Here is a 26,529-nt window from a genome sequence, read left to right as displayed (position 1 = left end):
GGTTCACCAATCTCGCACATCCAAGGGTTCGGGTGTTTCCTGATGTTGGGAAATCCACTTGGATGGAGGTTTAACCCGAATAGGAGTTAAAGAATATGCCAGTTGTTTCATTGGCTCAGATGATGGAGTCAGGGGTTCACTTTGGGCACCAAACCCGTAGGTGGAATCCAAAAATGTCTCCTTATATATATACATCCCGCAACGGAGTCCATATCATCGACTTGGTACAAACAGCCCAGTTGATGGAAGAAGCGTATACTTATATGCGAGGGCAAGCTGAGGCGGGTAAAAAGTTCTTGTTCGTTGGAACAAAGCGTCAAGCAGCAGGGATTATTGCTCAAGAAGCGGCTCGTTGTGGTGCTCACTACATCAACCAGCGTTGGTTGGGAGGAATGCTCACCAACTGGACGACCATCAAAACTCGCGTAGATCGTTTGAAAGACTTGGAACGCCGGGAAGAAAATGGTGCTCTCGATCTGCTACCAAAGAAAGAAGCGGCAATGCTACGTCGGGAAATGGCAAAGCTTCAGAAGTATCTGGGTGGTATTAAAACCATGCGGAAAGTTCCCGATGTAGTCGTGATCGTAGATCAGCGCCGAGAGTATAACGCAGTTCAGGAATGCCAGAAACTCAGCATTCCCATTGTGTCCATGTTAGATACAAACTGCGATCCGGATGTTGTAGATATTCCAATTCCGGCAAATGATGATGCTATTCGGTCAATTAAATTGATCGTGGGCAAACTAGCAGATGCCATATACGAAGGTCGTCACGGTCAATTGGATGTAGAAGAAGAATACGAAGATTACGAAGGCGCTGAAGAAGACTTCGACTACGAAGAAAGCGAAACAGATTATTCTGACGCTTTCCCAGAAGACGAAGACGAAGAATAATAGATCTTAAATGCTAATGGCTAATGGCTAATAGCTAATGGTGAGACCAGTGGTGTAGGTGGGTTTCCCCTGCAAGCAACTGGCGTATAGCCCTTACGAGCGTAGCTTCGCAATGCGAGGCGTGTTGCGCCAGCGACGAGAGCGTCTCCGTAAGAAGATCAAAGCTAATAGTTAATGGTAAAAACCAATTAGCAATTAGCAATTAGCAATTAGCAATTAGCAATTAGCAATTAGCAATTAGCAATTAGCTCTTAACCATTAAGTAGGAATTGAGGCAACATGGCGGAAATATCTGCAAAAATCGTCCAAGAGCTACGCCAGAAAACTGGTGCTGGTATGATGGACTGTAAAAAAGCACTGCAACAAACTGATGGTGATGTAGAAAAAGCTATCGAGTGGCTGCGCCAAAAAGGTATTGCAAAAGCCGAGAAGGGAGCAGGACGGATTGCAGCAGAAGGTCTAGTGGACAATTATATTCAACCGGGTGGAAGTGTTGGCGTAGTTATAGAAGTTAACTGCCAAACTGATTTTGTTGCCCGTAATGATGCTTTCAAAGCCCTTGTTCAGAACTTGGCAAAACAAGCGGCGAATGCTGACAGTGTTGAGTCCTTATTGACTCAACCTTATATAGAAGATCAAAGCGTCAAGGTTGAAGATTATCTCAAGCAAACTATTGCCCAGTTAGGTGAAAACATTCAGGTTCGCCGATTCACCAAATTTGACCTTGCAGAAGGGACACAAGGAGTTATAGACAGTTACATTCACACGGGCGGTCGCGTCGGTGTGTTGGTTGAACTGAACAGCCAAGCTGAAGCAGGGGCTGGAAACGAGCATCTCCAAACTCTAGCACGCAATGTTGCCATGCAAATAGCAGCTTGCCCTAACGTTGAATATGTCAACGTCGATGAAATTCCTGCTAATGTTGTTCAAAAGGAAAAAGACATCGAAATGGGGCGTGATGACTTGGGTAACAAGCCACAGAACATTAAGGAAAAGATTGTTCAGGGACGAATTGAAAAACGCCTCAAAGAAATGACTTTGCTGGATCAACCTTACATTCGCGATCAAAGTATCACTGTTGAGGAATTGATCAAGCAAAGTGCAAAACAAGTAGGCGGAAGCGTCCAAGTCCGTCGCTTTACTCGCTATGTACTGGGTGAGGGGATCGAGAAGCAAGAAAGCAATTTTGCTGAAGAAGTGGCTGCTCAAATGGGTACTAAGTAAAATTACTTTGTTTACCTAAAAGATGACCATTAGGCGTAAGGAAGCCACCCTCGCAAGCGTCTTTATGCGTGTTGAGAGGAGTTGTATTGGGCAGTACTAACTGTTTGATGTAGGTGGGCAGTGCCCACCTACTAAAAATATTTATTGATATATTAAACTAGCGTCCTTAAACAAATTTATCCTACAATAATTAAGTGCATTTGTACCATATTCGGTTCAGATGGGCGGTAAACTAAAGATATGGCAAGAGCTATTGAACGAATAGAACGGGATATTCAGGCATTAGAAGAGGCGATTCGGGCGATCGCTAAAGAACTTCACAATGCTTACGCCAACTATTTAACGACTTTGGGAAAAACTGTACAGCAACAGTTAAATCAAGCAACTTACCACCTATGTACCCAAGGGTACCCTGAAAGTTTCTTGAGTTTGTCCTTAAATCAGCGCCAGCAATTGCAACAATCAGTCCGGAAGTTCGGTCAGCAAACAGCCGAACAGTTGCAAGCTTTAATGAAAAGCGAGCAGCAGGAAGCCAGTCTAGAACAGAAGAATGAGGAAGAACGGGAAGATGAGGACAATGAGCCAGATGAGGACGATGAGAAACAAGGGGAAAATAAGAAAGATGGGGAAGATGGTACAAAAGAGGAAGTGACGAGTGTTGAAGCAAGCAAACAAGAAAGCGACAAAGGAGAAAATTCCTCATTGTTTGTCTCGCCCCCCTTGTCCCCTCGCTCGGCTGTATCCGCCTTCCTTTCCTTGTCGTCGCGATCGCCAGTACCCCTACCTCCATTTCCCAACTCCGCGAATCCCATCGAAATACTCAAATGGCAGCATGGCTTGGAAAGAGCAATGCAAGATAAGCTGAAATTGGTTTCACGTGATGCCAATCTTCTGTTACAGAGATGCGGGATACTGCCTAAAAAATTACCGGAACCGATTTTGGAAGCAGCAGCAGCTGCTGCTTCTGAAGCTGCTACTGAAGTAATGCCAGGACCACCTAACTTACTCAGCTTAGTCATTGAAGTTGATGGCGAACAGCAGTCAGAAGAACCCAATTTGACACAGATTATGGCTCTTAACCTGCGACTTGGAGAAATTGAGTTTAATGACGTAACCCTGTCATCCTGTCGCAAGCAGATCCGAAGTATTCTCGTTCAACTAAATAAGCTAGCACAAGAGTACCAAAAGAAACAGCGAGAACGCTCAATTGCTGAAGCAGAAGCAGCATGGCGTGCTATTTGGTCTGATGAATTTTAGATTTTGGATTTTCGATTTTAGATTCAATCCAAAATCCCAAATCCAAAATCCTAAATTTTAAATCCGATGATGAATGACAAGCCAGATTGGATACGATTACAGAAAGCCCTAGCTATAGAATCAGAACAAGGTTTTACCGATTTAATGGGTAAGCAGTACCGCTTCAGTGAGTTTTTTACCCTAACTTTCGGCAAATTTCCCACGGGTTTGCCCACCAATGAACGGCGTCGCTGGCAAGAATTATCTGTTGAATTCGCTAATTATTCCAATCTGGGCTTGCAAGATAGACAGCGTTTAATCTCAGAAACTCGCAAATATCTTTATCAATTACAGCAAACTGTTGATAAGGAAACAATCGTATCTTCTTCATCTCCATCATCTCCTTCGTCCCCTTCATCTTCATCTCCTTCATCCTCATTCACCTACTCTCGAATTCTTTCTTCCCAAGCCCCAACTCCTAGCGTCCAATCTCCAACCCCCAATCCCCATGTTGCGGGAACTCCGAGTTCTCAAATTCCCAATCCCCAATCCAAAATCATTGCCGAAGTGAGTCGGAGACTAGCTCCCAAAATTGACCAAAAACTCAGGGAATTACCAGAAATAGGAATCAAAAAAGCAGGAAGTTTAGAGCGTCTTGGCTTGGAGACAGTGCGCGACTTGCTTTTTTACTATCCCCGCGACCACATTGATTATAGCCGTCAAGCTCATATCCGCGAGTTGGAGGCGGGGGAGACCGTAACGATAGTCGCAACAGTCAAAAGTTGCAATTGCTTTAGCAGCCCTAAAAATCAAAAGCTAACAATTTTAGAATTATCGCTGCGCGATAATACCGGACGCATTAAGATTAGTCGGTTTTTCGCAGGTACGCGCTATAGCAGTCGCGCATGGCAAGAAAGTTTAAAGCGGCGCTATCCTCAGGGTAGTATTGTAGCAGCGTGTGGATTGGTTAAAGGAAGCAAGTATGGGTTAACTCTAGAAGATCCAGAAATAGAAGTTTTAGCGCATCCCGGCGATACGATAGAGTCACTCAGTATCAATCGAGTTTTACCAGTTTATGCCTTAACAGAGGGTGTTGGTGCGGATCTCGTGCGTCAAGCAGTTACGGCTGTTTTACCTTGTGCTTCCTCTCTCAAAGATCCCTTACCAAGTGGGTTGCGAGGTAAGTATGAATTGATGGAATTGAAGGAAGCGGTTGCTAACATTCACTTTCCTTCCGATAGTATGACCCTGCAAGCAGCCCGTCGTCGTCTTGTTTTTGACGAATTCTTTTACTTGCAATTGAGTTTACTACAACGGCAACACTATGCCAAGGCAAGCCAAACCAGTGCTGTTCTTGCACCTAAAGGAGAGTTGCTGGAAAAATTTTACGAGATATTGCCTTTTAAACTGACTAACGCACAGCAACGAGTTGTTCATGAAATTCTCAACGATTTGCAAACATCTGTACCGATGAATCGTTTGGTTCAAGGAGATGTTGGTTCTGGTAAAACCATTGTGGCTGTGATTGCTATCCTGGCGGCTATTCAATCTGGGTATCAAGCAGCACTGATGGCTCCTACTGAAGTTTTGGCAGAACAACATTATCGTAAGTTAGTGAGTTGGTTTAATCTTTTGCATTTACCAGTAGAATTACTGACTGGTTCTACAAAAATGGCAAAAAGAAGACAAATTCACGCTCAGTTAGAAACTGGTGAATTGCCTTTGTTGGTGGGAACTCATGCATTGATTCAAGACCCTGTTAATTTTCAACGTTTGGGTTTGGTCGTTATTGATGAACAGCATCGCTTTGGGGTGGAACAACGGGCAAAGTTACAACAAAAAGGCGAGCAACCTCACGTTCTAACGATGACAGCAACTCCAATTCCGCGAACACTGGCGCTCACAATACACGGGGATTTGGATGTCAGCCAAATTGATGAGTTACCGCCCGGACGGCAAAAAATTCAAACAAATATTCTAACCAGTCAGCAGCGCACCCAAGCTTACGACCTCATCCGCAGAGAGATTGCTAAAGGACAACAAGTTTACGTGGTATTGCCATTGGTGGAAGAATCAGAAAAATTAGATGTGCGATCGGCAGTGGAGGAGCATCAAAAGTTACAAGAAAGTATTTTTCCTGAGTTTCAGGTGGGGTTGCTCCACGGTCGCATGAGTTCAGTGGATAAAGACGAAGCGATCGGTAAATTTCGGGCTAATCAAACTCAAATTTTAGTTTCGACCACTGTTGTAGAGGTAGGTGTAGACGTACCAAATGCAACAGTTATGCTCATAGAAAATGCGGAACGCTTTGGTTTATCGCAATTGCACCAATTACGAGGACGTGTTGGTAGAGGTGCGGCTCAATCTTACTGTTTGTTAATGAGCAGTTCTAGAAGCCCGGATGCACAGCAACGCCTGCGAGTTTTGGAACAGTCCCAAGATGGCTTTTTTATCTCTGAAATGGATATGCGTTTTCGCGGTCCCGGACAAGTTTTAGGAACTCGTCAATCTGGTGTACCGGACTTTACTTTGGCTAGTTTGGTAGAAGATGAGGAGGTCTTAGTTTTAGCGCGACAAGCAGCAGAAAAGGTGATAGAGATAGACGCAAGTTTAGAGCGATGGTATTTGATGAAAGAAGAGTTGAAATATCGGTACGAGCGGTTAATGGGTGGGGCAATTTTGACATAACTGATTTTGCGTATATTTTTATCAATAACACGAAAAATTGGAATTTCTAGCCTGCTTAGGCTGGCTTCGTTTGTATAGCCTCACCCTTATAGGGTGTAGGTGCAAGATATCGGCTAACTCTGTTATAATCGCGTAAATTTCTTGATTGTTGTCGTTATTGTTGTTTGCGTTAGTTATTAGTTATACCTCTTTTAAGCCATACAAAATCTACTATTAAAAACCAACTAGTACAGTTCGGCGTAAATAAAGCAACCATTAGTAACAGAGAAAAAGCTAACAGTTAAAGCTTTTGCGCCTTCTGCCACGCCACTTGCTGTAGCCTGTGAAACCCGTCCACCGCAGTGGCTCCTCTGCCATCGTACTTCTGCCTTCGTGTACTAGGTAAACCAACCACTTCTCCAACGATGCGCTGGGTATTTCAATGCTTTCAATCCATCCATATTCTTATACTTAATAATCAAAAATAAATATCTAATTTAAATGAGGATAGGCAATTCATATTCAGCCTTCTACCAGATAATTGCCGGCAAGGCTTCTTGAATAACGGAAACAATAAGACTATTACTCATAAACTTTCATTAATTTTTCTGGATCGATAAGTTATTATTAATGTATTCATAAATATCTACAAATTGTATTGAATTAAAATTTACCTTACAGTGTTGCGACAAAAGCTGAGAATAGCAGAAATTGTACCGGATTTGATTGAGACAGTTTATAGTATTAGCTATCGGAGCAAAGCGCCGTAACGTTTTGTACCAAAGGATGAAAAACTGTGTCTTTTTGATAGACTAGGTCAATTTCCATTGGTATTTAGGGCACAAGATAAATACGAGGCTGTAAAGCTTCAGTTAACTGGTATTGCTTAAAAACTTGGGCAATGGAATCTGTTTTACCCGACAATGAAGCTTTGAGGCTTGAAGCACTTTTGCGCTATCGAATCCTTGATACATCATCAGAAGTAGCATTCGACGAGTTAACCAGTCTTGCGGCTTTCATTTGCAAGACTCCGATCGCATTGATTACCTTAATAGATAGCGATCGCCAGTGGTTTAAATCTAAAGTGGGATTAACAACTTCTGAAACTCCTCGCAGTGCCGCATTTTGTGCCCATGCTATTTTGCATAAAGAGCCACTGATCGTTCCAGATGCGTTGCAAGATCCCCGCTTTGCTACTAACCCTCTAGTCACTGAAGATCCTCACATCCGGTTTTACGCAGGTGCGCCTTTGACAACACCACAAGGTTTTCGGATTGGAACATTATGTGTTATTGACCGGGTACCGCGCCAACTTAACTTAGAGGAAATCACCGCCCTTGAAGCACTTAGTCGTCAGGTTGTCAGCCAGATAGAACTTCGCTATTTAAAAAAATCATTGCAGCAACAAGAAAGCTATTTTCGTGCCATTGTGGAAGTAGAGCCAGAATTATCCATTACGCGAAATCTGAAAGAGCTCAAGCACGCAGAAGATGCTTTGCGACGTGAGAAAGAATACATCAGTCATATTGTAACTGCTGCTCCAACTTTGATTTGTGGGATTGCTCCTGATGGGATGACTACCTTTGTAAATCCCATAGTTAGTGAAGTCACGGGTTATAGCAGTGATGAACTTGTGGGAAAAAATTGGTGGCATATTTTCTATCCAGATGGCGAATACTGGCAAGTTGAGCAACTGTTCCGTGATTTTGAGAAGGGACAAGTGATTAACTACGAAATGAGACTGACTACCAAGCACGGACAGAAACGAGTGATTTCGTGGAACTCGGTCAATCGTTGGAACGATAGCGGTACATTGTTGGAGGTAATTGGTATTGGTGCGGATGTCACACAGCAAAGACAGTCAGAGATTGCTTTATACCAGCAAACTCAACGAGAACATTTGATGGCAGAAATGGCAAAGCATATTCGTCGGTCGCTAGATCTAGAGGAAATTTTAAAGACAACGGTTTCAGAAGTGCAGCAATTCCTTCAGTGCGATCGCGTTTTCATCTATCGCTTTCATCCCGATTGGACCGGTAGTATAGTGGTTGAGTCACTTGCGCCCGGTTGCAAGAGCGTTCAGGGGACTATCATCAAAGATTCTTTTTTCCAAGAACTCTCTCTTCGCCCATTTTACGAACAGGGAAAGATTCAAGCTGTTGCGGATATATACACATCAAATCTTGCACCTTGTCACATAGCATTGCTCGAACAATTGCAAATTCGCTCGAATCTAGTTGTCTCCATTGTAGTAGAAAACGGAGGAACGGGGGCATCTTCTCAACTTTGGGGGCTCCTTGTTGCCAACCATTGTTTTGAGCCACGAGGGTGGGAACCTGTAGAAATTAATTTACTCAAACAGTTGGGAACTCAAGTGGCAATTGCCATTCAGCAATCCGAACTTTATCAACAAGCACAAACAGAACTCCTCGAACGCAAGCGCACGGAAAAGTTGCTTCTCAGTACCCAAAATCAGCTTCAGCACCTTCTTGCTTACAGTCCGGCGATTATTTATAGCTGCAAGCCATCGGGATACTTTGGAGCGACTTTCGTTAGCGATAACGTGTTTAACATTTTGGGATATGAGCCCCAAGAGTTTACAAGCCATTCTCAGTTTTGGTTTTCTCACATCCATCCAGATGACCGGAACCGCGTGCTTGCTGAATTAGTGCAGTTAACCCACCGAAAACACTTTGCTTATGAATACCGCTTTTTGCACAAGAACGGTTATTACCGATGGATGTATGATGAACTGAGACTGGTGACAGATGCTGAAGGAAATCCCATAGAAATTGTGGGATGCTGGCAAGATATTAGCAGTTCTCGATTCTAGCCTGCTTGCTGACGTGACAAACCACTTAAAGGCATTCCCAGGCGGAGCCTGGGAAAAGGGGTGAGCCAATCTGTAATAGCTCGCAGTCGCCAGTCCATAGGCTCTCGTCCCCAATTCCTAAGTAAATTCGATTGTATCAACGAAATTTAGAATGCTCTCTTCGATCCTTTGAGACTCTTGTTCAATTGAACCGGGAGTTTCTCCATCAAAAAAGCTGCGCTGGCTGCTAACTATATATAGGAAATTACCACTGGTAAATCCTAAAAGTCCCCGATAGGCATCTAATCTGCTAGCAGTTCCGTTGTTTCCCGTTTTAGAAATGTTTGAACCTTCAGGCATATCAACTAGCACAAAGTACGCACCATCCAATGCGTCCTCTATGTACTTAGTATGTTTTACCCGTGCATCTGGTAAATTTGCAACAATTCCTTGAGGTACATACTGTTCTAGGAGAAGCGATCGTAGATATTCTTCGTGTCCTATAGATTCAATTTCCTTTTTTTGCTGTGATGTCAAGCGAAAGTAATCAATTCTTAATAGAGTTCCAAAGTCATCAGAAAAGCTAACTAACCCTTCTTGCGCTTGAACTCTACCACCTCTTTGAGTGTCTACAGGAATCGGAACTACAAAATTCTTTCCTGGAGACTCATACATTTGTGGTTCGGAACCTTCATCAAACCCTGGTGCATCATCATCTAGAAATTCTTCATCTTCTAATTCTTCCTCTACGTCTTCAAAAGCGGCTATAACTTCGTCTCTGACTTCCTTGGCTTCATCATCTTTAATTTCCAACGCTTCTTGTAACTTTTTTAGTAAATTCATTTTTCCTTTCGGAATCACTATTTCTTCCTCATCAACAAGAAGGCTAACCCCCGCCGCATAAGCATCAAGTGTTAAGTCTTCCGAGAGGGAACTCTTTGCTGCGTTAAATAATGCTCCTACACTATCTTCTTCCGCTATAGCTATCAGTTTATCTAGAAGCTCTAACATTTGATCATCTGAATATTCTTCAAAAACTTCTAGAAATTCCCACAGAATATCGGCTATATAGTCTGGATCTACTTCGTCTAAGCTAGAATCAGCCGCCGAAGTTACAACTCCAATCGCTGCTACCGCTTCTTGTGCGGTCAGTTTCTCTTTAGTTGTTTTCGTGGAGTTAAAGATTTTGTCGTATTTGCCCATGACTGCTCCCTCCGTAAAAGCTGTTGGTGCTATCAAAACTTTAGTGTTAATGGGTAGTTTACCAAGCGAGGGAGTCCCCTAATCCTAGATCTTCCGTAAAACTTTCTTCTTGCTACAGATAAGGCATACAGGAAGCAGTCAGGCAAAAAAATCTTTATAAAACTTAATTTGAACATTTGAATCCGTAGCGATCGCTAGACAATTTTCCGAAAAAGTTTTGTCTGTCAGTGAAGCTAAATAAATGAGGTTGAAATCTAAAAAAACGTACAGGCATTAAAAAGATCGGTGATATATAATACATATAGGAAGGCGATCGAGAAGAATCAGGGATCAATCTTAAAGGGGTTATTTTAGATGGATACAGCAACAAAAAATACTTTATCGCACTCATCATCTATCGAGCGATCGCTCATTCTCTGGTTTGATGAGGTTGGGATTGCGGATATACCAATTGTTGGTGGTAAAAACGCATCCTTGGGTGAGATGATTCAACAACTTACACCGAAAGGTGTAAATGTACCTATTGGATTTGCTACCACGGCTTATGCTTACCGATATTTTATTCAATCGGCTGGGTTAGAAGAGAAACTGCGAAAACTGTTTTCTGACCTAGATGTAGAGGATGTCAAAAATTTGCGAGAACGAGGGAAAAAAGCAAGAGCATTACTACTCCACACACCATTTCCAACACCACTAAGAGAAGCCATTGTGGAAGCTTACAAGCTTCTGTGCAAACGATACAATCCAGATACAGACGTAGCTGTACGCTCTAGTGCAACGGCTGAAGACCTTCCTGATGCTAGTTTTGCAGGTCAGCAAGAAACATATCTCAACGTAACTGGGGTAGAGAGTGTTTTAGCAGCATGTCATAAATGTTTTGCATCTTTATTTACAGATAGAGCTATTTCTTATCGACATATTAAGAAATTTGACCATTTTAGCGTTGCTCTTGCTGTTGGTATACAAAAGATGGTGCGTTCTGACCTAGCATGCTCTGGCGTCATGTTCTCAATTGAAACCGAAACGGGTTTCAAGAACTCTGCATTGATTACAGCAGCATACGGCTTGGGGGAAAATGTAGTTCAAGGATCTGTTAACCCAGACGAGTACTATGTTTTTAAACCAACTTTACGAGAAGGTTACAACCCAATCGTTGATAAAAGATTGGGGAGTAAAGAATTAAAAATGGTCTATGATGATGGCACAAAATTTACAAAAAATATCTTAGTGCCTCAAATAGAAAGAAATAAATATGCTTTAACAGATGAAGAAATTTTACAACTCGCTCGTTGGGCTTGTTTAATAGAAGACCATTATTCTCAAGTTCACAACACCTACACCCCAATGGACATCGAGTGGGCAAAAGATGGTATCACAAACGAATTGTTTATTGTCCAAGCCCGACCGGAAACAGTCCAATCACAAAAAACGCAAAATGTTTTAAGGACGTATCGTTTTACAGGGAGCGGAGCATGGGGGATCGGGACTGGGGAAAAGTTAGCTCAATCGCCAATTGCCAATTCTCAAGCGCCAAAAGCACTAGTTATAGGACGTGCTATTGGAGAAGCAATCAGTCAGGGAAAAGCTCACCTGATTACAGATATACACAAACTTGAAGATTTCCAAGCGGGAGAAGTTTTAGTCACAGATAGAACGGACCCTGATTGGGAACCAATTATGAAAAAAGCCAGTGCGATTATCACCAATCAAGGGGGGCGTACCTGTCATGCAGCAATCATTGCACGAGAATTAGGTGTACCTGCCATTGTAGGATGTGGCAATGCTACGGAAATTTTGAAAAACGGTCAAGAAATTACCATTTCTTGTGCTGAAGGGGAAGAAGGAAGAGTTTATGAGGGATTATTGCCTTTTGAAGTGCAAGAAGTGACCTTAGAAGATTTACCTCGCACTCGCACTCAGATATTGATGAATGTGGGTAACCCTCAAGAAGCATTTAGCCTATCTGCAATTCCCAATGATGGAGTCGGTTTGGCAAGAACAGAGTTTATTATTGCCAACCACATCCAAACCCATCCAATGGCACTGATTCATTATGACAAGCTAGATGATGAATTTGTCAAAGATAAAGTGGCGACAATAACCGCACTTTATGATGATAAACCCCAGTATTTTGTCGATCGCCTCGCTCAAGGGATTGGGAGAATTGCTGCTGCTTTTTATCCCAAACCAGTTATAGTGCGAATGTCAGATTTTAAGAGTAATGAATACGCTAACTTGTTGGGTGGGAAGCAGTTTGAACCAGAAGAAGAAAACCCAATGCTCGGCTGGCGGGGTGCAGCACGTTACTATGATGAAGGCTACAAAGAAGCGTTTGCTTTGGAGTGCCAAGCAATGAGACGAGTGAGGGACGAGATGGGATTAACAAACGTAATTCCCATGATTCCCTTCTGTCGCACTCCCAATGAGGGGCGTCTGGTGTTGGAAGAAATGGCAAAAAATGGTTTAAAGCAGGGTGTCAACGATTTGCAAGTTTATGTCATGTGCGAGTTACCCAATAATGTCATTCTGGCTGACGAGTTTGCACAAGTGTTTGATGGGTTTTCTATAGGTTCCAATGACTTGACTCAACTAACACTGGGGTTGGATAGGGATTCTGCTTTAGTGTCGCGATTATTCGACGAACGCGGTGAGGGAGTCAAGCAAATGGTCAGGTTGGCGATCGCCGCTGCTAAAAGGTACAATCGGAAAATTGGCATTTGCGGTCAAGCACCCAGCGATTACCCAGAATTTGCTCAATTCCTAGTGGAACAAGGAATTGATTCCATTAGCCTCAATCCCGATTCCGTGTTAAAAACCATGTTGGAGATCGCTAAAGTAGAAAATACACAGTGACTCATGACTAGCGACCAGTGAATAAAAAAATATTTTACCTTAGCATGGCGAGTGTATTTTTGCTATCACTCGCCTTCCGATTTTGGGGATTGGGACGATTCAATACCCTTGTTTTTGACGAAGTTTACTATGCTAAATTTGGCAACAACTATCTGACCAATACCCCATTTTTTGACGGTCATCCACCATTAGGAAAATACATTATTGCCATAGGAATTTGGATTGCCAATCACATTCCTTTTTTACAAAACCAGGTCAATGGGTTAACTGGGTCGGTGATGTCACCCATCAGTTATCGCTGGATCAATGCTTTTTCTGGCTCATTTATTCCTGTGATTGTTGGGGCGATCGCTTATCAAATCAGTTACCGTCGCAGCTTTGCCTTTCTAGCTGCATTGTTTGCAGCGTGTGATGGTATATTTCTTGTAGAATCCCGCTATGCCTTAATCAATCAATATATTGTCATTTTCGGCTTATTGGGACAATTGTGTTTGATTCTGGCACTTGCCAAACAGCACTTACGGCGTACCTTTTGGTTAGTCATTTCTGGAGTCGCTTTTGGTGCTTCTTGTGCTACCAAGTGGAACGGTTTGTGGTTTCTGCTAGGTGCTTATCTTATGTGGATAATAGCTTGGGGAAATCGGTGGTTGCAATCTTTTCACTTGAAGAGAGTCAAGAGCAACGAGCAATCCCAAGATGAATTTGTTCATCATCATGCTCAAAATAATTCTGTTGAAATAGAAAGTCAGGAAACTTCTGTTTTGCCTTTATCTTTGACCTCATTACCCATTGGCAAAAGAAAGACGAAATATATAAACCCCTATAGACTAGAAGCTAAGCCTACTCCACTAAAAAAATTAACTCAACTGAATATTTTTCAGATTCTATTTTTTTTAGGAATCATTCCTGCGATTGTGTACAGCCTTATCTGGATTCCACACCTACACTTAGATACAAGATATGGGTTTGTAGAAGTTCACAAGCAGATTTTAGGATTTCACGAACGTCTGGGTAATAGCTCTAAAATACATCCTTACTGTTCTCCTTGGTATACATGGCCTTTCATGATTCGACCAATGGCGTATTTCTACCAAACAGCAACGAGTATTAAAGATCCAATTCCTGTCATAGGTCCTCCTCTTCCTACAGGTGCAGGGAAAGTTATTTATGACGTTCATGCCATGGGCAATCCCTTATTATGGTGGTTTGGTGCTGCTGCGCTTTTATTTTTCTTAGGAGTCTTAATTCGACAATTTGCCAAGCTTTGGATTGAGCAAAAACGTTTTTTCCTGTCTGCTGAATTCAGCAACGAGACTTGGATTGTTTTGTATTTCTTAGTCAATTATGCCGCAAATTTACTCCCTTGGGTAAAAGTCAACCGATGCCTTTTTATCTATCACTACATGACAGCTGTGGTCTTTGCATTTCTGGCGATCGCTTGGCTTGTCGATTGGTGCATCCGCAGTTACTATACTCAAATGCGTGCTGTTGGCCTGACTCCTACCATTTCAATTATTATAGCCTTTATTTTCTGGTTGCCGATTTATTTAGGTTTACCCCTATCAAATTTTGAGTTTAGACCCGTAAGGAGCTGGGCTGTTGGCGTGACTCTTACCTTTTTGATTATTGCAGCCTTTATTTTCTGGTTGCCGATCTATTTAGGTTTACCCCTATCAAATTTTGAGTATAGACCCGTGAGGATGTGGTTTAATTCTTGGATTTAATTGTTAGTGGTTAGTTGTTAGTAGGGTCGGCAATGCCGACCCTAACTTTTCAAGAGATTTTTTAACATAAATACACATCTGCCGTGCAAGCAATCACTGACTTTTAATATTTATTATCTGAAACATAAATTGACAATCGTCTAAACTAATGTAAGCTACACTACTGTAGTAATGCAAGTCAAAGTCCTGAGGAAAAGTAGAAAGAAAGCCGAGCGGTCACTATTAGGAAAAATTTTGTTAACTTTATAGAATACGTGCTGCTGTTTGAAAATTTATCAACTGTCAAAAACTGAAAAGTTTGTAGTTTGTGTTCTTTTGAGAAATTTTATCAGAAATTCACAAAATTACGTAAAGTTACTCTACTATTAACAATAGAGGTTCATAGTGCTTAAGGATTTACAACAAGACATTAACGTAACTAGCTTAAAAGAAGCACCCATTCATGTTTCCGGTCAAGTTCAACCCCATGGAGTTCTTCTTGTTCTGAAAGAACCTGAATTAACTATATTGCAAGTTACCACCAATGTCTCTTCAGTATTTGGGATAGCTCCGATAAATTTGCTGCACCAAAAACTGGAAGATTTACTCGATCCTTTTCAAATAGAAAGAATAAAAGCAGGACTGTTAGAAGATAGTTTGGATTTCATCAATCCTACAAAAATTTGGGTGCGGAAAAAAGGTGATGAATATGTAGTCTTTGACGCAGTCTTTCATCGCAACCCAGAAGGATTGTTGATTTTGGAATTAGAGCCTGCTATTGCTCAGGACAATATTCCCTTTTTAAGTTTTTATCATTTAGCGAGAGCATCCATTAATCAACTGGGGGAAACTAGCAATATTAGGGAGTTCTGCCAAATTATTGTCCAAGAAGTCCGGAAAGTCACCGGATTTGATAGGGTAATGCTTTATAAATTTGATGCAGACGGACATGGCTCTGTTATTGCTGAAGAAAAACTAGATCATCTAGAACCTTACTTGGGTTTGCATTACCCAGAATCAGATATTCCCAAACCAGCAAGAAGGTTATTTGTTTCCAATTGGATTAGAATCATACCGGATACTCGTTCAGAACCTGTAGAAATTTTTCCAATCAATAATCCAGTTACCCAACGTCCGGTAGACTTAACCAACTCCAGTCTCAGAAGTGCGGCTCCATGCCACATACAGTACTTGCATAACATGGGTGTAGGTGCTTCTTTGACAATTTCTTTGATTAAAGAAGGAAAACTTTGGGGTCTCATTGCTTGTCACCATCAGACACCCAAATACGTTGCTTATGAGTTAAGAAAAGCGTGCGAATTTCTCGGTCGAGTCATATTTGCAGAACTTTCAGCTAGAGAAGAAACGGAAGATTATGACTACCGCATGCAGTTAGCGTCTATTCAATCAGCTTTGGTTGAATATATGGCGCAAGAAGAAAACTTTATTGATGGGTTAGTGAAACACCAGCCCAGCCTTCTCGATTTAACCAGCGCTCAAGGTGCAGCGATCTGCTTTGGTGGAAATTACACGTTAATTGGTGAAACTCCCAAAGAAGAAGATTTGAACTTTTTAGTCCAGTGGTTGAGGAATAATGTCAAAGAAGAAGTCTTCTATACAGATTCTTTGCCACATATTTATCCTGATGCTGAAAGATTCAAACATGTTGCCAGTGGCTTGCTAGCAATTCCCATCTCCAAACGAAATTACGTTTTGTGGTTTAGACCAGAAGTTATTCAAACTGTAAACTGGGGAGGCGATCCCAATAAGGCTTTTGAGTTGAGCCAAACAGAAGGGAATTTGCACTTGCGTCCCCGAAAATCCTTTGAACTCTGGAAAGAGACAGTTCGCTTAACCTCTTTGCCGTGGCGATATGTAGAAATAAAAGCCGCACTGGAATTACGAAAAGCAATTGTTAATATCGTACTGCGTCAGGCTGATGAACTGGCTCAGCTGGCGCACGATCTGGAGCGTTCCAACGCTGAATTGAAAAAGTTTGCTTACGTCGCCTCGCACGATTTGCAAGAACCTCTCAATCAAGTGGCAAATTACGCGCAGTTGCTGGAAATGCGCTACGACCAACAACTCGATGAAGATGCTAAGGAATTTATTGGTTACGTTGTTGAGGGAGTCAGTCTCATGCAGACTCTGATTGACGATGTGCTAGCTTATTCTAAAGTAGATATGCAAGCGATTGAGTTTGAACTCATAGAGGTAGATACGGCATTAGAACGCGCCTTGACTAATTTACGCAAGCGTGTTAGTGAAACTAAGGCTGTAATTACTTATGATGACTTACCAACTGTAATGGCTGATAGTACCCAGTTGATGCAGTTATTCCAAAATCTCATTGGCAATGCTATCAAATTCCGCAGTGACAAGAATCCGGAAATCCATATAGGAGCAACTCGCTTGGAAGATGAGTGGTTGTTTTCTGTGCGGGATAACGGTATTGGTATCGATCCGCAGTTTAGCGATCGCATTTTCGTCATCTTTCAGCGTTTGCATACGCGAGATGAGTACCAAGGTACAGGAATGGGTTTGGCAATTTGTAAGAAAATTGTCGAGTGTCACCGGGGAAGAATATGGGTAGAGTCACAACTCGGTGAAGGAGCAACTTTCTACTTTACGATTCCAGTCGGAGGACGCGATCGTGAGCGCAGAAGCGGAAGAAAAGTACAAAACAATCTTTTTGGTAGAGGACAACAAAGCTGATGTTCGTCTGATCCAAGAAGCATTGAAAAATAGTACAGTACCACATCAAGTCATTACGGCTAGGGATGGTATGGATGCTATGGCTTATTTACGTCAAGAAGGGGAGTATGCGGATGCGCCCCGTCCTGACCTTATTCTGCTAGATTTAAACTTGCCAAGAAAAGATGGTAGGGAAGTTTTGGCAGAAATTAAAGCCGACCCACAACTCAAACGCATTCCTGTCGTCGTACTGACAACCTCACACAATGAGGATGACATTTTCCACAGCTACGATTTGCACGTGAATTGCTACATTACCAAATCCCGCAACCTCAGCCAGCTTTTCAAAATCGTCAAAGGAATAGAAGAGTTTTGGCTAGCAACCGTAACTTTACCATCAGAATAAATTATGAATGATGAGTGCTGAATGATGAATGCTAAATACTTAAACCTTCCATTCATAATTCATAATCCATAATTCATAATTCATCATTCCATAGGGGGTGACCTCGGTGAAAATTTTGTTAATTGAGGACAATCTTGCAGAAGCAAGGTTGTTAGAAGAGTTACTCAAAAACGCCGAGTCCAATCAATTTAGTTTGTTTCACGTTCAGCGATTGAGGGACGCTCTTCAAGAATTAAGTAGGGCTACTTATGACGCTATCTTGTTAGATTTGACCCTACCAGATAGTGAAGGGTTAGCTTCCCTCTCGCCTTTGATAAAGCAAGCACCTAATTTGCCAATTGTTGTATTGACCAATACTAACGACGAGCGACTCGCCCTCGAAGCGGTGCGGAAAGGAGCGCAAGATTATCTTGTCAAACGACAAATTAATGTCTCAGTCTTGATTCGTTCTCTACGTTATGCAATTGAGCGCAAACAAGCTTTAGAATCATTACGTGCAGTCAATCAGGCGTTAGAAAGCCGGGTTGAAGAACGAACAGCTGAACTTGTGAAAGTTCAGGAAATCAGTCAGTTTAAATCAGAATTTGTCTCCATGCTGTCACACGATATTCGCAGCCCCTTAAATACAATTCAGTTAATTTCTGGATTATTGCATAATAGCGGAGACAAATTGCCTAAAGAGAAAAAAAATTCTCATTATCAGTTGATTCGTTCTGCAATCAAAAGCATGGCTCAAATATTAGATGAAGTTTCATTTTTAGGGAGAGCAGATTCCGGCAAACTTATATGTGAATTTCAACTACTTAATTTAGAAATATTTTGCCATCAACTGATTGAAGAAGTGCAACTAAGTTTAAAAGAAAAACATCTTTCTCTGATTTTTACAAGTGTTGGTCAATTGGAAGAAGCATTGTGGGATGAAATTGTACTGCGGCATATTTGTAGTAATTTGCTAAGCAATGCTATTAAATATTCCCCACAAGAGAGTACCATTCGATTTGAATTGATTGGGCAGGCACAAAAAGTCATTTTTCAGATACATGACGATGGAATAGGTATTCCAAAAGAAGACCGCGAGCAAATGTTTCAACCTTTTTATCGAGCTTCCAATGTAGGTTCGATCCCCGGTACTGGATTGGGTTTATCAATTGTTAAAAAATGCGTGGACACCCTTGGAGGGGAAATTTCCGTTCATAGCGAGATTGGTATAGGGACGACCTTTGCCGTTACACTACCTGTAGTTAGAAAGAGCAGGGAGTAGAATTATAACAAATCCTGTACAGTCAGTTTGCCCTAACAATCAGCCGAAAAAATTTTGTCATTTTGGGATGAATGATTCGACCTTTCAAATAAAGACATAAGAACTCATGCAAAATTCTTCTTTTATAAACTAGAGTTTGTTGGCAAAAAAACACAAACACGTAAAAAAAATATAAAATTTCTGTCTTCTATTTGTAGTTGCGATGTCTGTGTTTGCAGAAAGCTTAGCAGGGAGGGCATACATTACAACTACAAACTATATATGCTTATTTGTGCCAACTTCACTTATGAAATTTTGCTTGTCATTCTTAAAACTATTAGCCTGCATTTGGTTGGTATTTTTTATAATTATTTTTCCTTTATCCACACAAGGTATTCAGCTTGACCAATCTGCTGCAATAAGAAACACCATGTCTCTAACAGATGTTGCTCGCAACCTCCGCAACTTCAACTTAATGACACAAGCAAGTTATGAGGAGGTTATTCGCTTAATTGCAGAGGGAGCAATTACGGATCGTTTGGCTTTACTCGATCAACTTATACAGGCTGCTACAGACCGTCTACTTCCTTTTTCACCTACAGTAGGATTGTTTAAAGCAGTTGTGGGGTTCGATGTAGAAGAACCAAATGAGGAGGAACGCGCTCAATTAATTAAAATTTTGCATCAACTTAGAGAGTCAGGTGTTATCACTCAACACGTCCACAAACAACTGCAAGCAGATCTCATGGGGAATCGTATAGGAAAACTTGATGTTCAGCTATTTGAGCAGGCTAAACGGCGAATGAAAATTTATGAATGGCTTGAATCAAAACAATATGAACCTCTCCTTAATTCCTTGCGTTCTACTGCTGTACTTTCACAAGAGGGATACAAGCGACTCCTCAAAGATTTTAAGTCTCACAATGTTAACGATGGAATTGAGTTATTTAAGTATATTGACGGATCTACAGTTTTTGCTCGACGAGATAACTCTGAAGCTTTTTCCGATTACTTACAAAAAATTTATGTTGGTATTGCCCAAACCTTAGCCAAGAGTGGTGTAGCAAACCTTCATTTTGAAAATCTTAAATTAGAAATAGTTAAACAAACAATCTTTAGCAACTATCAAACTGAGAAATTACTCCCTTCGCGCTCGAAGATTTCTTAATTAAATGAACCGCAGAGGCGCAGAGGACACAGAGGAAAGAGGAGAAGAAGATCGGTAGTCTTATGGCGGAAAGGGAGTAATAGTTTCCGTTAGTGTTAATGGAAAGCAATATCAACAAAGCGACTACCAATTCGAGGAGTTATCTATCAATTTATTCAATAAAATCCTACGCGATCGCGGGTCCCCCTATCGGCTTTATGACACATGGATTTTAATTTCTATATCAGAGATACCATTGTTAGAACGTTACGGTTTTGGTGTTATTGCTTTAACAGAAAATCAAGCTAAAGCTTTGTTTGAAAAATTTTATGTAAGTATTGACCATGAAAACCTACTTACAACAAATAGTATTGAAAAAATTATAAAAAATCTTGAAACGATTGGGCTATTAGACTACTTAACTCCACAGCAAATATCCGCTACTCGTCGCAACATTGCACAAAGCTACTTGACTCATTCCTCTCAAGTTTTGAAGGCATTCGATCGCTTAGTCTTGACCTTCAATTGGGAAAATGCGGAACCAAGAGAAGCTGTATATAAGGAATTCACGTATAAATTAATTTCTCTAGCACACAGAGATTTTACAATCAGTAATATTTCAACTGAATTTAACAATAAACACCAGCCTGTGGGTCAGTCTTTCACACTCAATGGAAAGCGTTACAGTACAAAAATTAACTATAACACGATTCAAATTCCAGATTCTAAATACTTAAATTCCCTTCTACAGATTGTGGAGCAAAATTTTCCTAAAGGCAAGTTTTATTCTATTTATGAAAAGTATGACATAGGCTATATGTTTCTTACGGATGAGCAACGGGATGTGCTTCAGCATAACGGATTTTTTGTGCTGAAACCATTGATAAAGAAAGATTAGAAATGCATATTTGTATCTTATTGATACAGCTTGATCCGCCCGAATTTCCGTTGACTTTGAGCAAACAGAGCTCTTAAGACTACAAAGCGACAGCCAAGGTCGTTATAACGTATCTTCAGTTGTTTTGACTGAGTTCTTAGTTGTTGAGTTTTAATAATAATCTGATTGGCAGAATTTTTGTGTAAAGATGTTGTCTCAATTGGTAACTTATCTACCTGTTTTGATTGAGAAGGCAAGAAGCTTTTTGTAGTTATTATTTTAGATGAATTTTCGCATTGGAGTTGATTGTTTGACGGGCTCTTTATAAGTTTTTCTATTAAGAGTATTAATTCATCTGGAGCGATTGGTTTAATTAAATAAGCTTGAAACCCATACCTTAAAGCAAAGTTGCGTCCTTCTTCCAAATCCAGACCTGTTACCGCTATAGCTGGGATTTGTCCTAATGGAGGGTTAAGTGTTCTAACTTTACGAATGAGCGTATAACCATTGATTTGAGGCATAACGATATCACTAATCAAAAGATTTGGCTGAAATTTCACCATGAGTTCCACAGCTTCCATGACCTTTGAGGCTGTCATTACCTGAAAATTAAAACTTTCAAGAATAAAGCGCATAAAAATGCAGCTATCAACATCATCATCTACTACAAGTACTCGCAATCTATCTACAGATTGAGAATTATTTTCACTATCTTTGGAATCACAATCGCTCTTTTCAGGTTTCATAGTAACAGTGTTTCTTAGTTGAGAGTCTAATTAGGGTAAAGGAGAGTGGGGTATGGTTCTCTTTTATGGAAGAGTGATTCGTACAAATACTCAAACCATCTGTCTTTCAAGCCCACTATTGATTAGTATTGACATATTTTTCCGAGTTTCACCAATTTTATCAATGCTTTTCCAAGATCGTCAGAGAATCGCATAAATAATAATTTTTTATTATTTCAGTACCTATATTTGAATACTTGATAAGTTGAGTAAAGCTTGCGCGTTCAAGCGATCGCAGAACTAAAACCTTGGCTGATTCGCACAACTGGTAACTGAGTTAGGCGCACTTGACCAATAGGCAAAAACACCAACGGATTCAAAACTCACATGGCAAAGTGTTTTAAACGGGAGAGGGACAGCTATTAAGTTCCCTAAGACTTAGAGCAAGTGATGCGAATTTTGAGAGCAACTTTGATGAACAGCAATTGGGTATCGGTTAACTATAAAGTCTTCCTCAGTTTAAGATTTTTCAAAGATAGCCCGATAAACGGGTTCTCCCTTGTTAAGGGTATATGTTTCCCTTTCTGTAGGAACTGATAGAGGATTTTCTGCTAACCATTCTCCCTTACCATGTCTCACAAAAGCGGAATTAGCTGCAAAGCGATCGCACATTTCGACTGCTAAAAACTCCATATCGGACTGCAAAAAAACAATACCGCCAGGGAGAAGAAATTCTGCAAGTTCTGCGACTAATTCTGGCTGTACCACTCGCCGTTTTGCATGGCGATTTTTAAACCAAGGATCGGGGAATTGAATTGTGACACGTTGTAATCTTGTTTGAGGTAAAGAAGACAAAAGGGGACGGAGTGAGTTGTTGGCGTTGCAGAACAAATAATGAAGGTTTCTCAGCCCTAACTCATCTCGCAACCTATTTGCGTCTGCTACCAATGGTTCCCGAATTTCCAAACCTAAGAAATTCCACATTGGTTCCACTTGTGCCATATTAAGAACAAAGCGTCCCTTAGCACAGCCAATATCTAAATGTAGTGGTAAATTTGGTTGGGCAAAAACCTTTTCCCAATTTGGTGGATTGAGAGGGGTTTGATACTTATGTGCTAGTGGGTTAACGTGTTGGCGGACTCGAATAATTGCCAAAATATTTCTCCTTATTGGTTAGTGGTTAGTTGTTAGAAATTAGCAAATACGTGTTTTTTTATACATAAAAATGGTTGGATGTTAGTCAACAGACAAAGTATTGCGCCCGTACACAGTTGTGGGTAAGTGGTATTTGTCGCCTAATAACCACTAACTACTAACAACTAACCCGTTCTGTATACAAATATTAACGGGGATCGTCGATATATAGTGTAATCAAGTCATGGGGAGTTACAGGCTATACTCAATTTAAAAAGAGTTTTTACACCTGTTTTTAACATCACTATTAGGTCAATGGCTCTAAAATTTCGTTTTGCTGTAGTCAGCGACTTGCACGTTGCAGTTCCCCACACAATCTGGGATCATCCCGATCGCTTTCATTTAGTCGAAGTTAGCATTCCAGCATTTGAAAGCATAATAGAACATCTCACACAACTTGATTTAGATTTCCTTTTACTACCAGGCGACTTAACTCAGCATGGTGAACCAGAAAACCATACATGGTTACAAAACCGTTTGGCACAGTTACCGTTTCCCGCCTATGTTGTTCCTGGCAATCATGATGTTCCAGTTGTGATGGCAAACGAGCAATCAATTGCTTTTTCCAATTTTCCCCATTATTATCGCAAGTTTGGGTATGGTAACACCAATCAACTTTACTACACTTGTCAATTGCTACCAGGAGTGAGGTTAGTTGGCTTAAATTCCAACTTCTTCAATGACCAAGGTAAGCAAATAGGGCGTTTAGATGACAAACAACTGCAATGGTTGGAAGAAGTACTAGCTGCATCCGTTGGCGAACTCGTGCTGGTGATGGTGCATCACAATGTGATTGAACATTTACCCAACCAGTCCCGCCACCTTATGGCAAACCGATATATGTTGGAGAATGCTCCAGAACTATTACACCTGTTACGACAATATGGCGTTAGTTTAGTTTTCACCGGACATTTACACGTTCAGGATGTCGCCTACGCAGACGGAGTGTACGACATAACAACAGGTTCTTTAGTCAGTTATCCACATCCTTATCGTGTTTTAGAGTTTCATCGCAATGATTTCGGTCAAGACTGGTTGCAAATTTTGTCTTATCGAGTAGACTCAGTCCCTAACTTTCCTAATTTACAAACTTCCTCCCGTAAATGGATGGGCGATCGCAGTGTTCCCTTCTTAATCAAGCTGCTCACTGTACCACCGATCAGTTTACCTTTAGCACAAGCAAAAGAGCTAGTTCCCACCTTACGATATTTTTGGGCAAATATGGCTGACGGAGACGCCGTCTTTGACTATCCTGAGTTTCCGCTAGAACTGCGGCGTTATTTTCAGAAATATGGTGCTATTGACTCAAGCGGTACACCCTTTTTCATTGATAACAACACTACGTTGTTAGTTAGCGGTTAATTGCTAATTGCTAATGGCTAATGGCTAATGGCTAATGGCTAATGGCTAATGGCTAATTGCTAATTGCTAATTGTTAATTCAACATCAGCCATTAGCCATTAGCCCTCCCTTGTTCGCCCTCCCTTGTATCTCAGGAGCACAGACGCTATGTGCAAGGCACACGCTTCGCGTTGCGAAGCTATCCCCGCCAGGGCTATACGCGTTGCGAAGCTATGCCCGCAGGGCTATACGGGTTCGCCAGTTACCTACGGCGGGAAACTCGCCTGTAGCACCGGTCTCACCGCCTTCAGGGCTGGACTCACCATTAGCAATTAGCCATTAGCAATTAGCCATTAGCAATTAGCCATTAGCCATTAACAGAACGACAAATTCCAAACACAGAAGTATAATTATGTATCATCGTACTACCCCCCACAGGACCGATCTCGCCGCCACAAAAGAAGCCTGCTAATGGTATATTTTTGATGTAGCGATTGAATAATTGAGAATCAAAATCCGGCTTTCCGTAAAGACCCTCTCCTCTACCAACACAAGAAAACATGAGCGCTCCCACTGCGGCTGCGTCTGAAGAACTGTGTTTTTGATACCTTTGCAGCAAAAATTCTAAATCTTCAGCGGATGCTTGAGCATCGCGTAAGTGAAATTGCAAGCGCTGTCCCGGACGAACGTAGTCGGCGATCGCAATTGCCCCTGCGGATGGTTCTACCCCTAAAATACTTCTTATTAGAAAGTCTCCTGGATGCAATTCTTGCTTGAATTCGTCCATTGCTAAACCAACAAATAAGGAATGTTGTGCTAGCATGCGATCTTCTTCACTCAAATCAGCAATCAAATCTCGCAATACCTTTAACGGTACTTGCTCGTTAAGTTCTAGGATGATATTGCGATCGCCTTTTGTGACTTGGCAAGGGTTCCCAATAGGTCTGCATCCCTGTGCCACAATTGTTTCTAAAACAATATTGCCACTCAGGGCGATGCCAATAGTTCCTTCTCTATAGAGAAGGTCGTTGTAGAAAAGAGCGATCCGCCCTCCCAAACCACCACCACTTGCCTGTCCTCCTATTGTGACTGACCCTGGGTATGCAAAATCTAAACCCTGTAATAAATCGTTGACTCCTGAAGAAAATGAGCCAGACAATAGTATAAATTGCGGCACGGGTGTTGGTGGTACGCCAATCAGATCTATCCACGCATCTGGTGGTCCATCGAGATCCGGTAATTCTTCAGGAACAATATGAAACGGCTTGATATTAACCCCAGGTAGGTGTGCCAAAGTTAAACTGAGTGCGGGTTCTGCTTCCAACTCTTGTGTTTTTCCCCACTGAGTTGTGCCAATCACACCACCACCACTGCAACCTAACAATATAGGTGCTGACAGTTGCTCGTTTAGGAGTGGCAAAAGGCGAGAGTACTCACTCGTAAAAGCAGACGAAATAAACACCAGCCCTAAATCTGGAGGTGCTGTTAGCGATGAGACAGTGCGCTGTACTACATCTGAAACAGCTGCTTCTAAGGAAGGACGGGTTGATAGGGCATTTGCCCACTGCATTTGGTCTGCCATGAGTTTTACACTCTATATTGTTCTTCGGCTTTTGTTGTTAAGTAAGCCAGTTTCTTTTTCTATTTTGGGGACTACTATAACGCATCCTAATAGAATTGATGCGACTTCTTAACTAATCCTCTCAGCAATCTGTTATTTTTTAGAATGATTATACTTTTATAATATTAGTATTTACATCAAGAAGTATTGTATAATTTACAGTTTTTCGGTAACCTTGTAAAACATTAAGACATTATAGATGAATACACTGTTACTATCATAAATGCTGTAATAGTTATGAAGCACAGATCCATTAATTGACAAAATTATTGCACAGACACAGTAAAATAGGGGATGATAGTACGAAAAACTGTCATTTTGAAAATTTTTCTATACTAGTATTGAAAACACGCAACAAGAACTAAGACAATGAGCAACATTCAAGACAAGATCGACCAAGAAGTTGAACAAGCCCGTGCTACATGTGACGTCACAGGTAGCAATTCTGCCGAATGTGCAGCAGCTTGGGATGCAGTGGAAGAACTACAAGCTGAGGCTTCTCACCAACGCCAAGCAAAGCGCAAAACATCCCTAGAGCAATATTGTGATGCCAACCCAGAAGCAGATGAATGCAGAGTTTACGAAGACTAAGAGTTAACTCCATAACTCTTATTTTAGGGCTAGTGGAAACACAACCACAAGCCTTTTACTGAAAATTGTGTGCTTTAATAGCACTTGTGTGTGAATCTCACT

General features: G+C 41.3%; 19 protein-coding genes. 14 read left to right on the top strand and 5 right to left on the bottom strand.

The window, feature by feature from the left end; genetic code table 11:
• Positions 1 to 3: 3 nt before the first annotated feature.
• Positions 4 to 171: a hypothetical protein gene (locus tag AB0756_RS04840; protein ID WP_167844575.1), complete on the bottom strand. Its 168-nt coding sequence runs from the start codon at positions 169 to 171 to the stop codon at positions 4 to 6.
• Here AB0756_RS04840 and rpsB point away from each other — a divergent pair.
• The 5 genes from rpsB to AB0756_RS04815 all read left to right on the top strand — a co-directional run bounded on the left by rpsB (position 96) and on the right by AB0756_RS04815 (position 8,853).
• Positions 96 to 893, top strand: a complete 798-nt coding sequence (rpsB, locus tag AB0756_RS04835; protein ID WP_038084125.1) for a 30S ribosomal protein S2 — start codon at positions 96 to 98, stop codon at positions 891 to 893. The two genes, AB0756_RS04840 and rpsB, sit on opposite strands and share 76 nt — an antisense overlap.
• 279 nt (positions 894 to 1,172) lie before the next feature.
• The gene (gene tsf / locus AB0756_RS04830; RefSeq protein WP_038084123.1) at positions 1,173 to 2,117 is read left to right on the top strand and encodes a translation elongation factor Ts; all 945 of its coding nucleotides are present in this window, start codon (positions 1,173 to 1,175) and stop codon (positions 2,115 to 2,117) included.
• A 240-nt stretch (positions 2,118 to 2,357) separates the two neighbouring features.
• Entirely contained in the window at positions 2,358 to 3,374 is a 1,017-nt protein-coding gene (locus tag AB0756_RS04825) for a hypothetical protein (RefSeq protein WP_038084121.1), read from the top strand.
• A gap of 66 nt (positions 3,375 to 3,440) precedes the next feature.
• Positions 3,441 to 6,041 (top strand): ATP-dependent DNA helicase RecG, encoded by a 2,601-nt coding sequence (gene recG / locus AB0756_RS04820; protein ID WP_038084119.1) that lies wholly within the window; start codon positions 3,441 to 3,443, stop codon positions 6,039 to 6,041.
• Positions 6,042 to 6,921: 880 nt separating this feature from the next.
• Positions 6,922 to 8,853 carry a GAF domain-containing protein gene (locus tag AB0756_RS04815; RefSeq protein ID WP_050046281.1) on the top strand — a complete coding sequence of 644 codons (1,932 nt, stop codon included), beginning with the start codon at positions 6,922 to 6,924 and terminating at the stop codon, positions 8,851 to 8,853.
• 117 nt (positions 8,854 to 8,970) lie between these two features.
• Here AB0756_RS04815 and AB0756_RS04810 read toward each other — a convergent pair whose 3' ends face one another.
• Complete coding sequence (locus AB0756_RS04810; protein ID WP_038084117.1) at positions 8,971 to 10,035, bottom strand: tellurite resistance TerB family protein; 1,065 nt, start codon at positions 10,033 to 10,035, stop codon at positions 8,971 to 8,973.
• Positions 10,036 to 10,389: 354 nt separating this feature from the next.
• Here AB0756_RS04810 and ppsA point away from each other — a divergent pair, with 354 nt between their 5' ends.
• From ppsA to AB0756_RS04775, 7 genes are all read left to right on the top strand, one after another.
• A complete protein-coding gene (gene ppsA / locus AB0756_RS04805; protein ID WP_038084115.1) occupies positions 10,390 to 12,888 on the top strand; it encodes a phosphoenolpyruvate synthase in 2,499 nt (832 codons plus the stop codon).
• Positions 12,889 to 12,932: 44 nt separating this feature from the next.
• A complete protein-coding gene (locus tag AB0756_RS04800; RefSeq protein WP_050046280.1) occupies positions 12,933 to 14,612 on the top strand; it encodes a dolichyl-phosphate-mannose--protein mannosyltransferase in 1,680 nt (559 codons plus the stop codon).
• Positions 14,613 to 14,996: 384 nt separating this feature from the next.
• On the top strand, positions 14,997 to 17,306 hold the full coding sequence (locus AB0756_RS04795; RefSeq protein WP_202048597.1) for a sensor histidine kinase: 2,310 nt from the start codon (positions 14,997 to 14,999) through the stop codon (positions 17,304 to 17,306).
• Complete coding sequence (locus tag AB0756_RS04790) at positions 17,245 to 17,691, top strand: response regulator (RefSeq protein ID WP_038084109.1); 447 nt, start codon at positions 17,245 to 17,247, stop codon at positions 17,689 to 17,691. The genes AB0756_RS04795 and AB0756_RS04790 overlap by 62 nt, the downstream gene beginning before the upstream one ends.
• A 97-nt stretch (positions 17,692 to 17,788) precedes the next feature.
• Positions 17,789 to 18,952 carry a hybrid sensor histidine kinase/response regulator gene (locus AB0756_RS04785; protein ID WP_038084107.1) on the top strand — a complete coding sequence of 388 codons (1,164 nt, stop codon included), beginning with the start codon at positions 17,789 to 17,791 and terminating at the stop codon, positions 18,950 to 18,952.
• A 409-nt stretch (positions 18,953 to 19,361) separates the two neighbouring features.
• Positions 19,362 to 20,099 carry a hypothetical protein gene (locus tag AB0756_RS04780; RefSeq protein ID WP_050046279.1) on the top strand — a complete coding sequence of 246 codons (738 nt, stop codon included), beginning with the start codon at positions 19,362 to 19,364 and terminating at the stop codon, positions 20,097 to 20,099.
• Positions 20,100 to 20,334: 235 nt separating this feature from the next.
• Complete coding sequence (locus AB0756_RS04775) at positions 20,335 to 20,976, top strand: hypothetical protein (RefSeq protein WP_038084104.1); 642 nt, start codon at positions 20,335 to 20,337, stop codon at positions 20,974 to 20,976.
• 17 nt (positions 20,977 to 20,993) lie between these two features.
• Here the strand turns inward: AB0756_RS04775 and AB0756_RS04770 are convergent, their stop codons facing one another.
• Both AB0756_RS04770 and trmB read right to left on the bottom strand, forming a co-directional pair.
• Positions 20,994 to 21,701: a response regulator gene (locus AB0756_RS04770; RefSeq protein ID WP_167844637.1), complete on the bottom strand. Its 708-nt coding sequence runs from the start codon at positions 21,699 to 21,701 to the stop codon at positions 20,994 to 20,996.
• A gap of 498 nt (positions 21,702 to 22,199) precedes the next feature.
• On the bottom strand, positions 22,200 to 22,835 hold the full coding sequence (gene trmB, locus AB0756_RS04765; RefSeq protein ID WP_038084102.1) for a tRNA (guanosine(46)-N7)-methyltransferase TrmB: 636 nt from the start codon (positions 22,833 to 22,835) through the stop codon (positions 22,200 to 22,202).
• A 294-nt stretch (positions 22,836 to 23,129) separates the two neighbouring features.
• Here trmB and AB0756_RS04760 point away from each other — a divergent pair, with 294 nt between their 5' ends.
• Positions 23,130 to 24,236: a metallophosphoesterase family protein gene (locus AB0756_RS04760; RefSeq protein ID WP_050046277.1), complete on the top strand. Its 1,107-nt coding sequence runs from the start codon at positions 23,130 to 23,132 to the stop codon at positions 24,234 to 24,236.
• A 346-nt stretch (positions 24,237 to 24,582) separates the two neighbouring features.
• On the opposite strand, the gene AB0756_RS04755 is transcribed toward AB0756_RS04760, so the two are convergent.
• A complete protein-coding gene (locus AB0756_RS04755) occupies positions 24,583 to 25,797 on the bottom strand; it encodes an FIST signal transduction protein (RefSeq protein WP_038072407.1) in 1,215 nt (404 codons plus the stop codon).
• 408 nt (positions 25,798 to 26,205) lie between these two features.
• On the opposite strand from AB0756_RS04755, the gene AB0756_RS04750 reads away from it, so the two are divergent.
• Positions 26,206 to 26,427, top strand: a complete 222-nt coding sequence (locus tag AB0756_RS04750; RefSeq protein ID WP_038072409.1) for a Calvin cycle protein CP12 — start codon at positions 26,206 to 26,208, stop codon at positions 26,425 to 26,427.
• Positions 26,428 to 26,529: the final 102 nt, after the last annotated feature.

The organism is Tolypothrix campylonemoides VB511288_2, from assembly GCF_045999855.1.
Taxonomy (GTDB): Bacteria; Cyanobacteriota; Cyanobacteriia; order Cyanobacteriales; family Nostocaceae; genus Scytonema; species Scytonema bouteillei_A.
The sequence above is the reverse complement of the archived record's forward strand: the minus strand, read 5'-3'. Positions and strand labels throughout refer to the sequence as shown.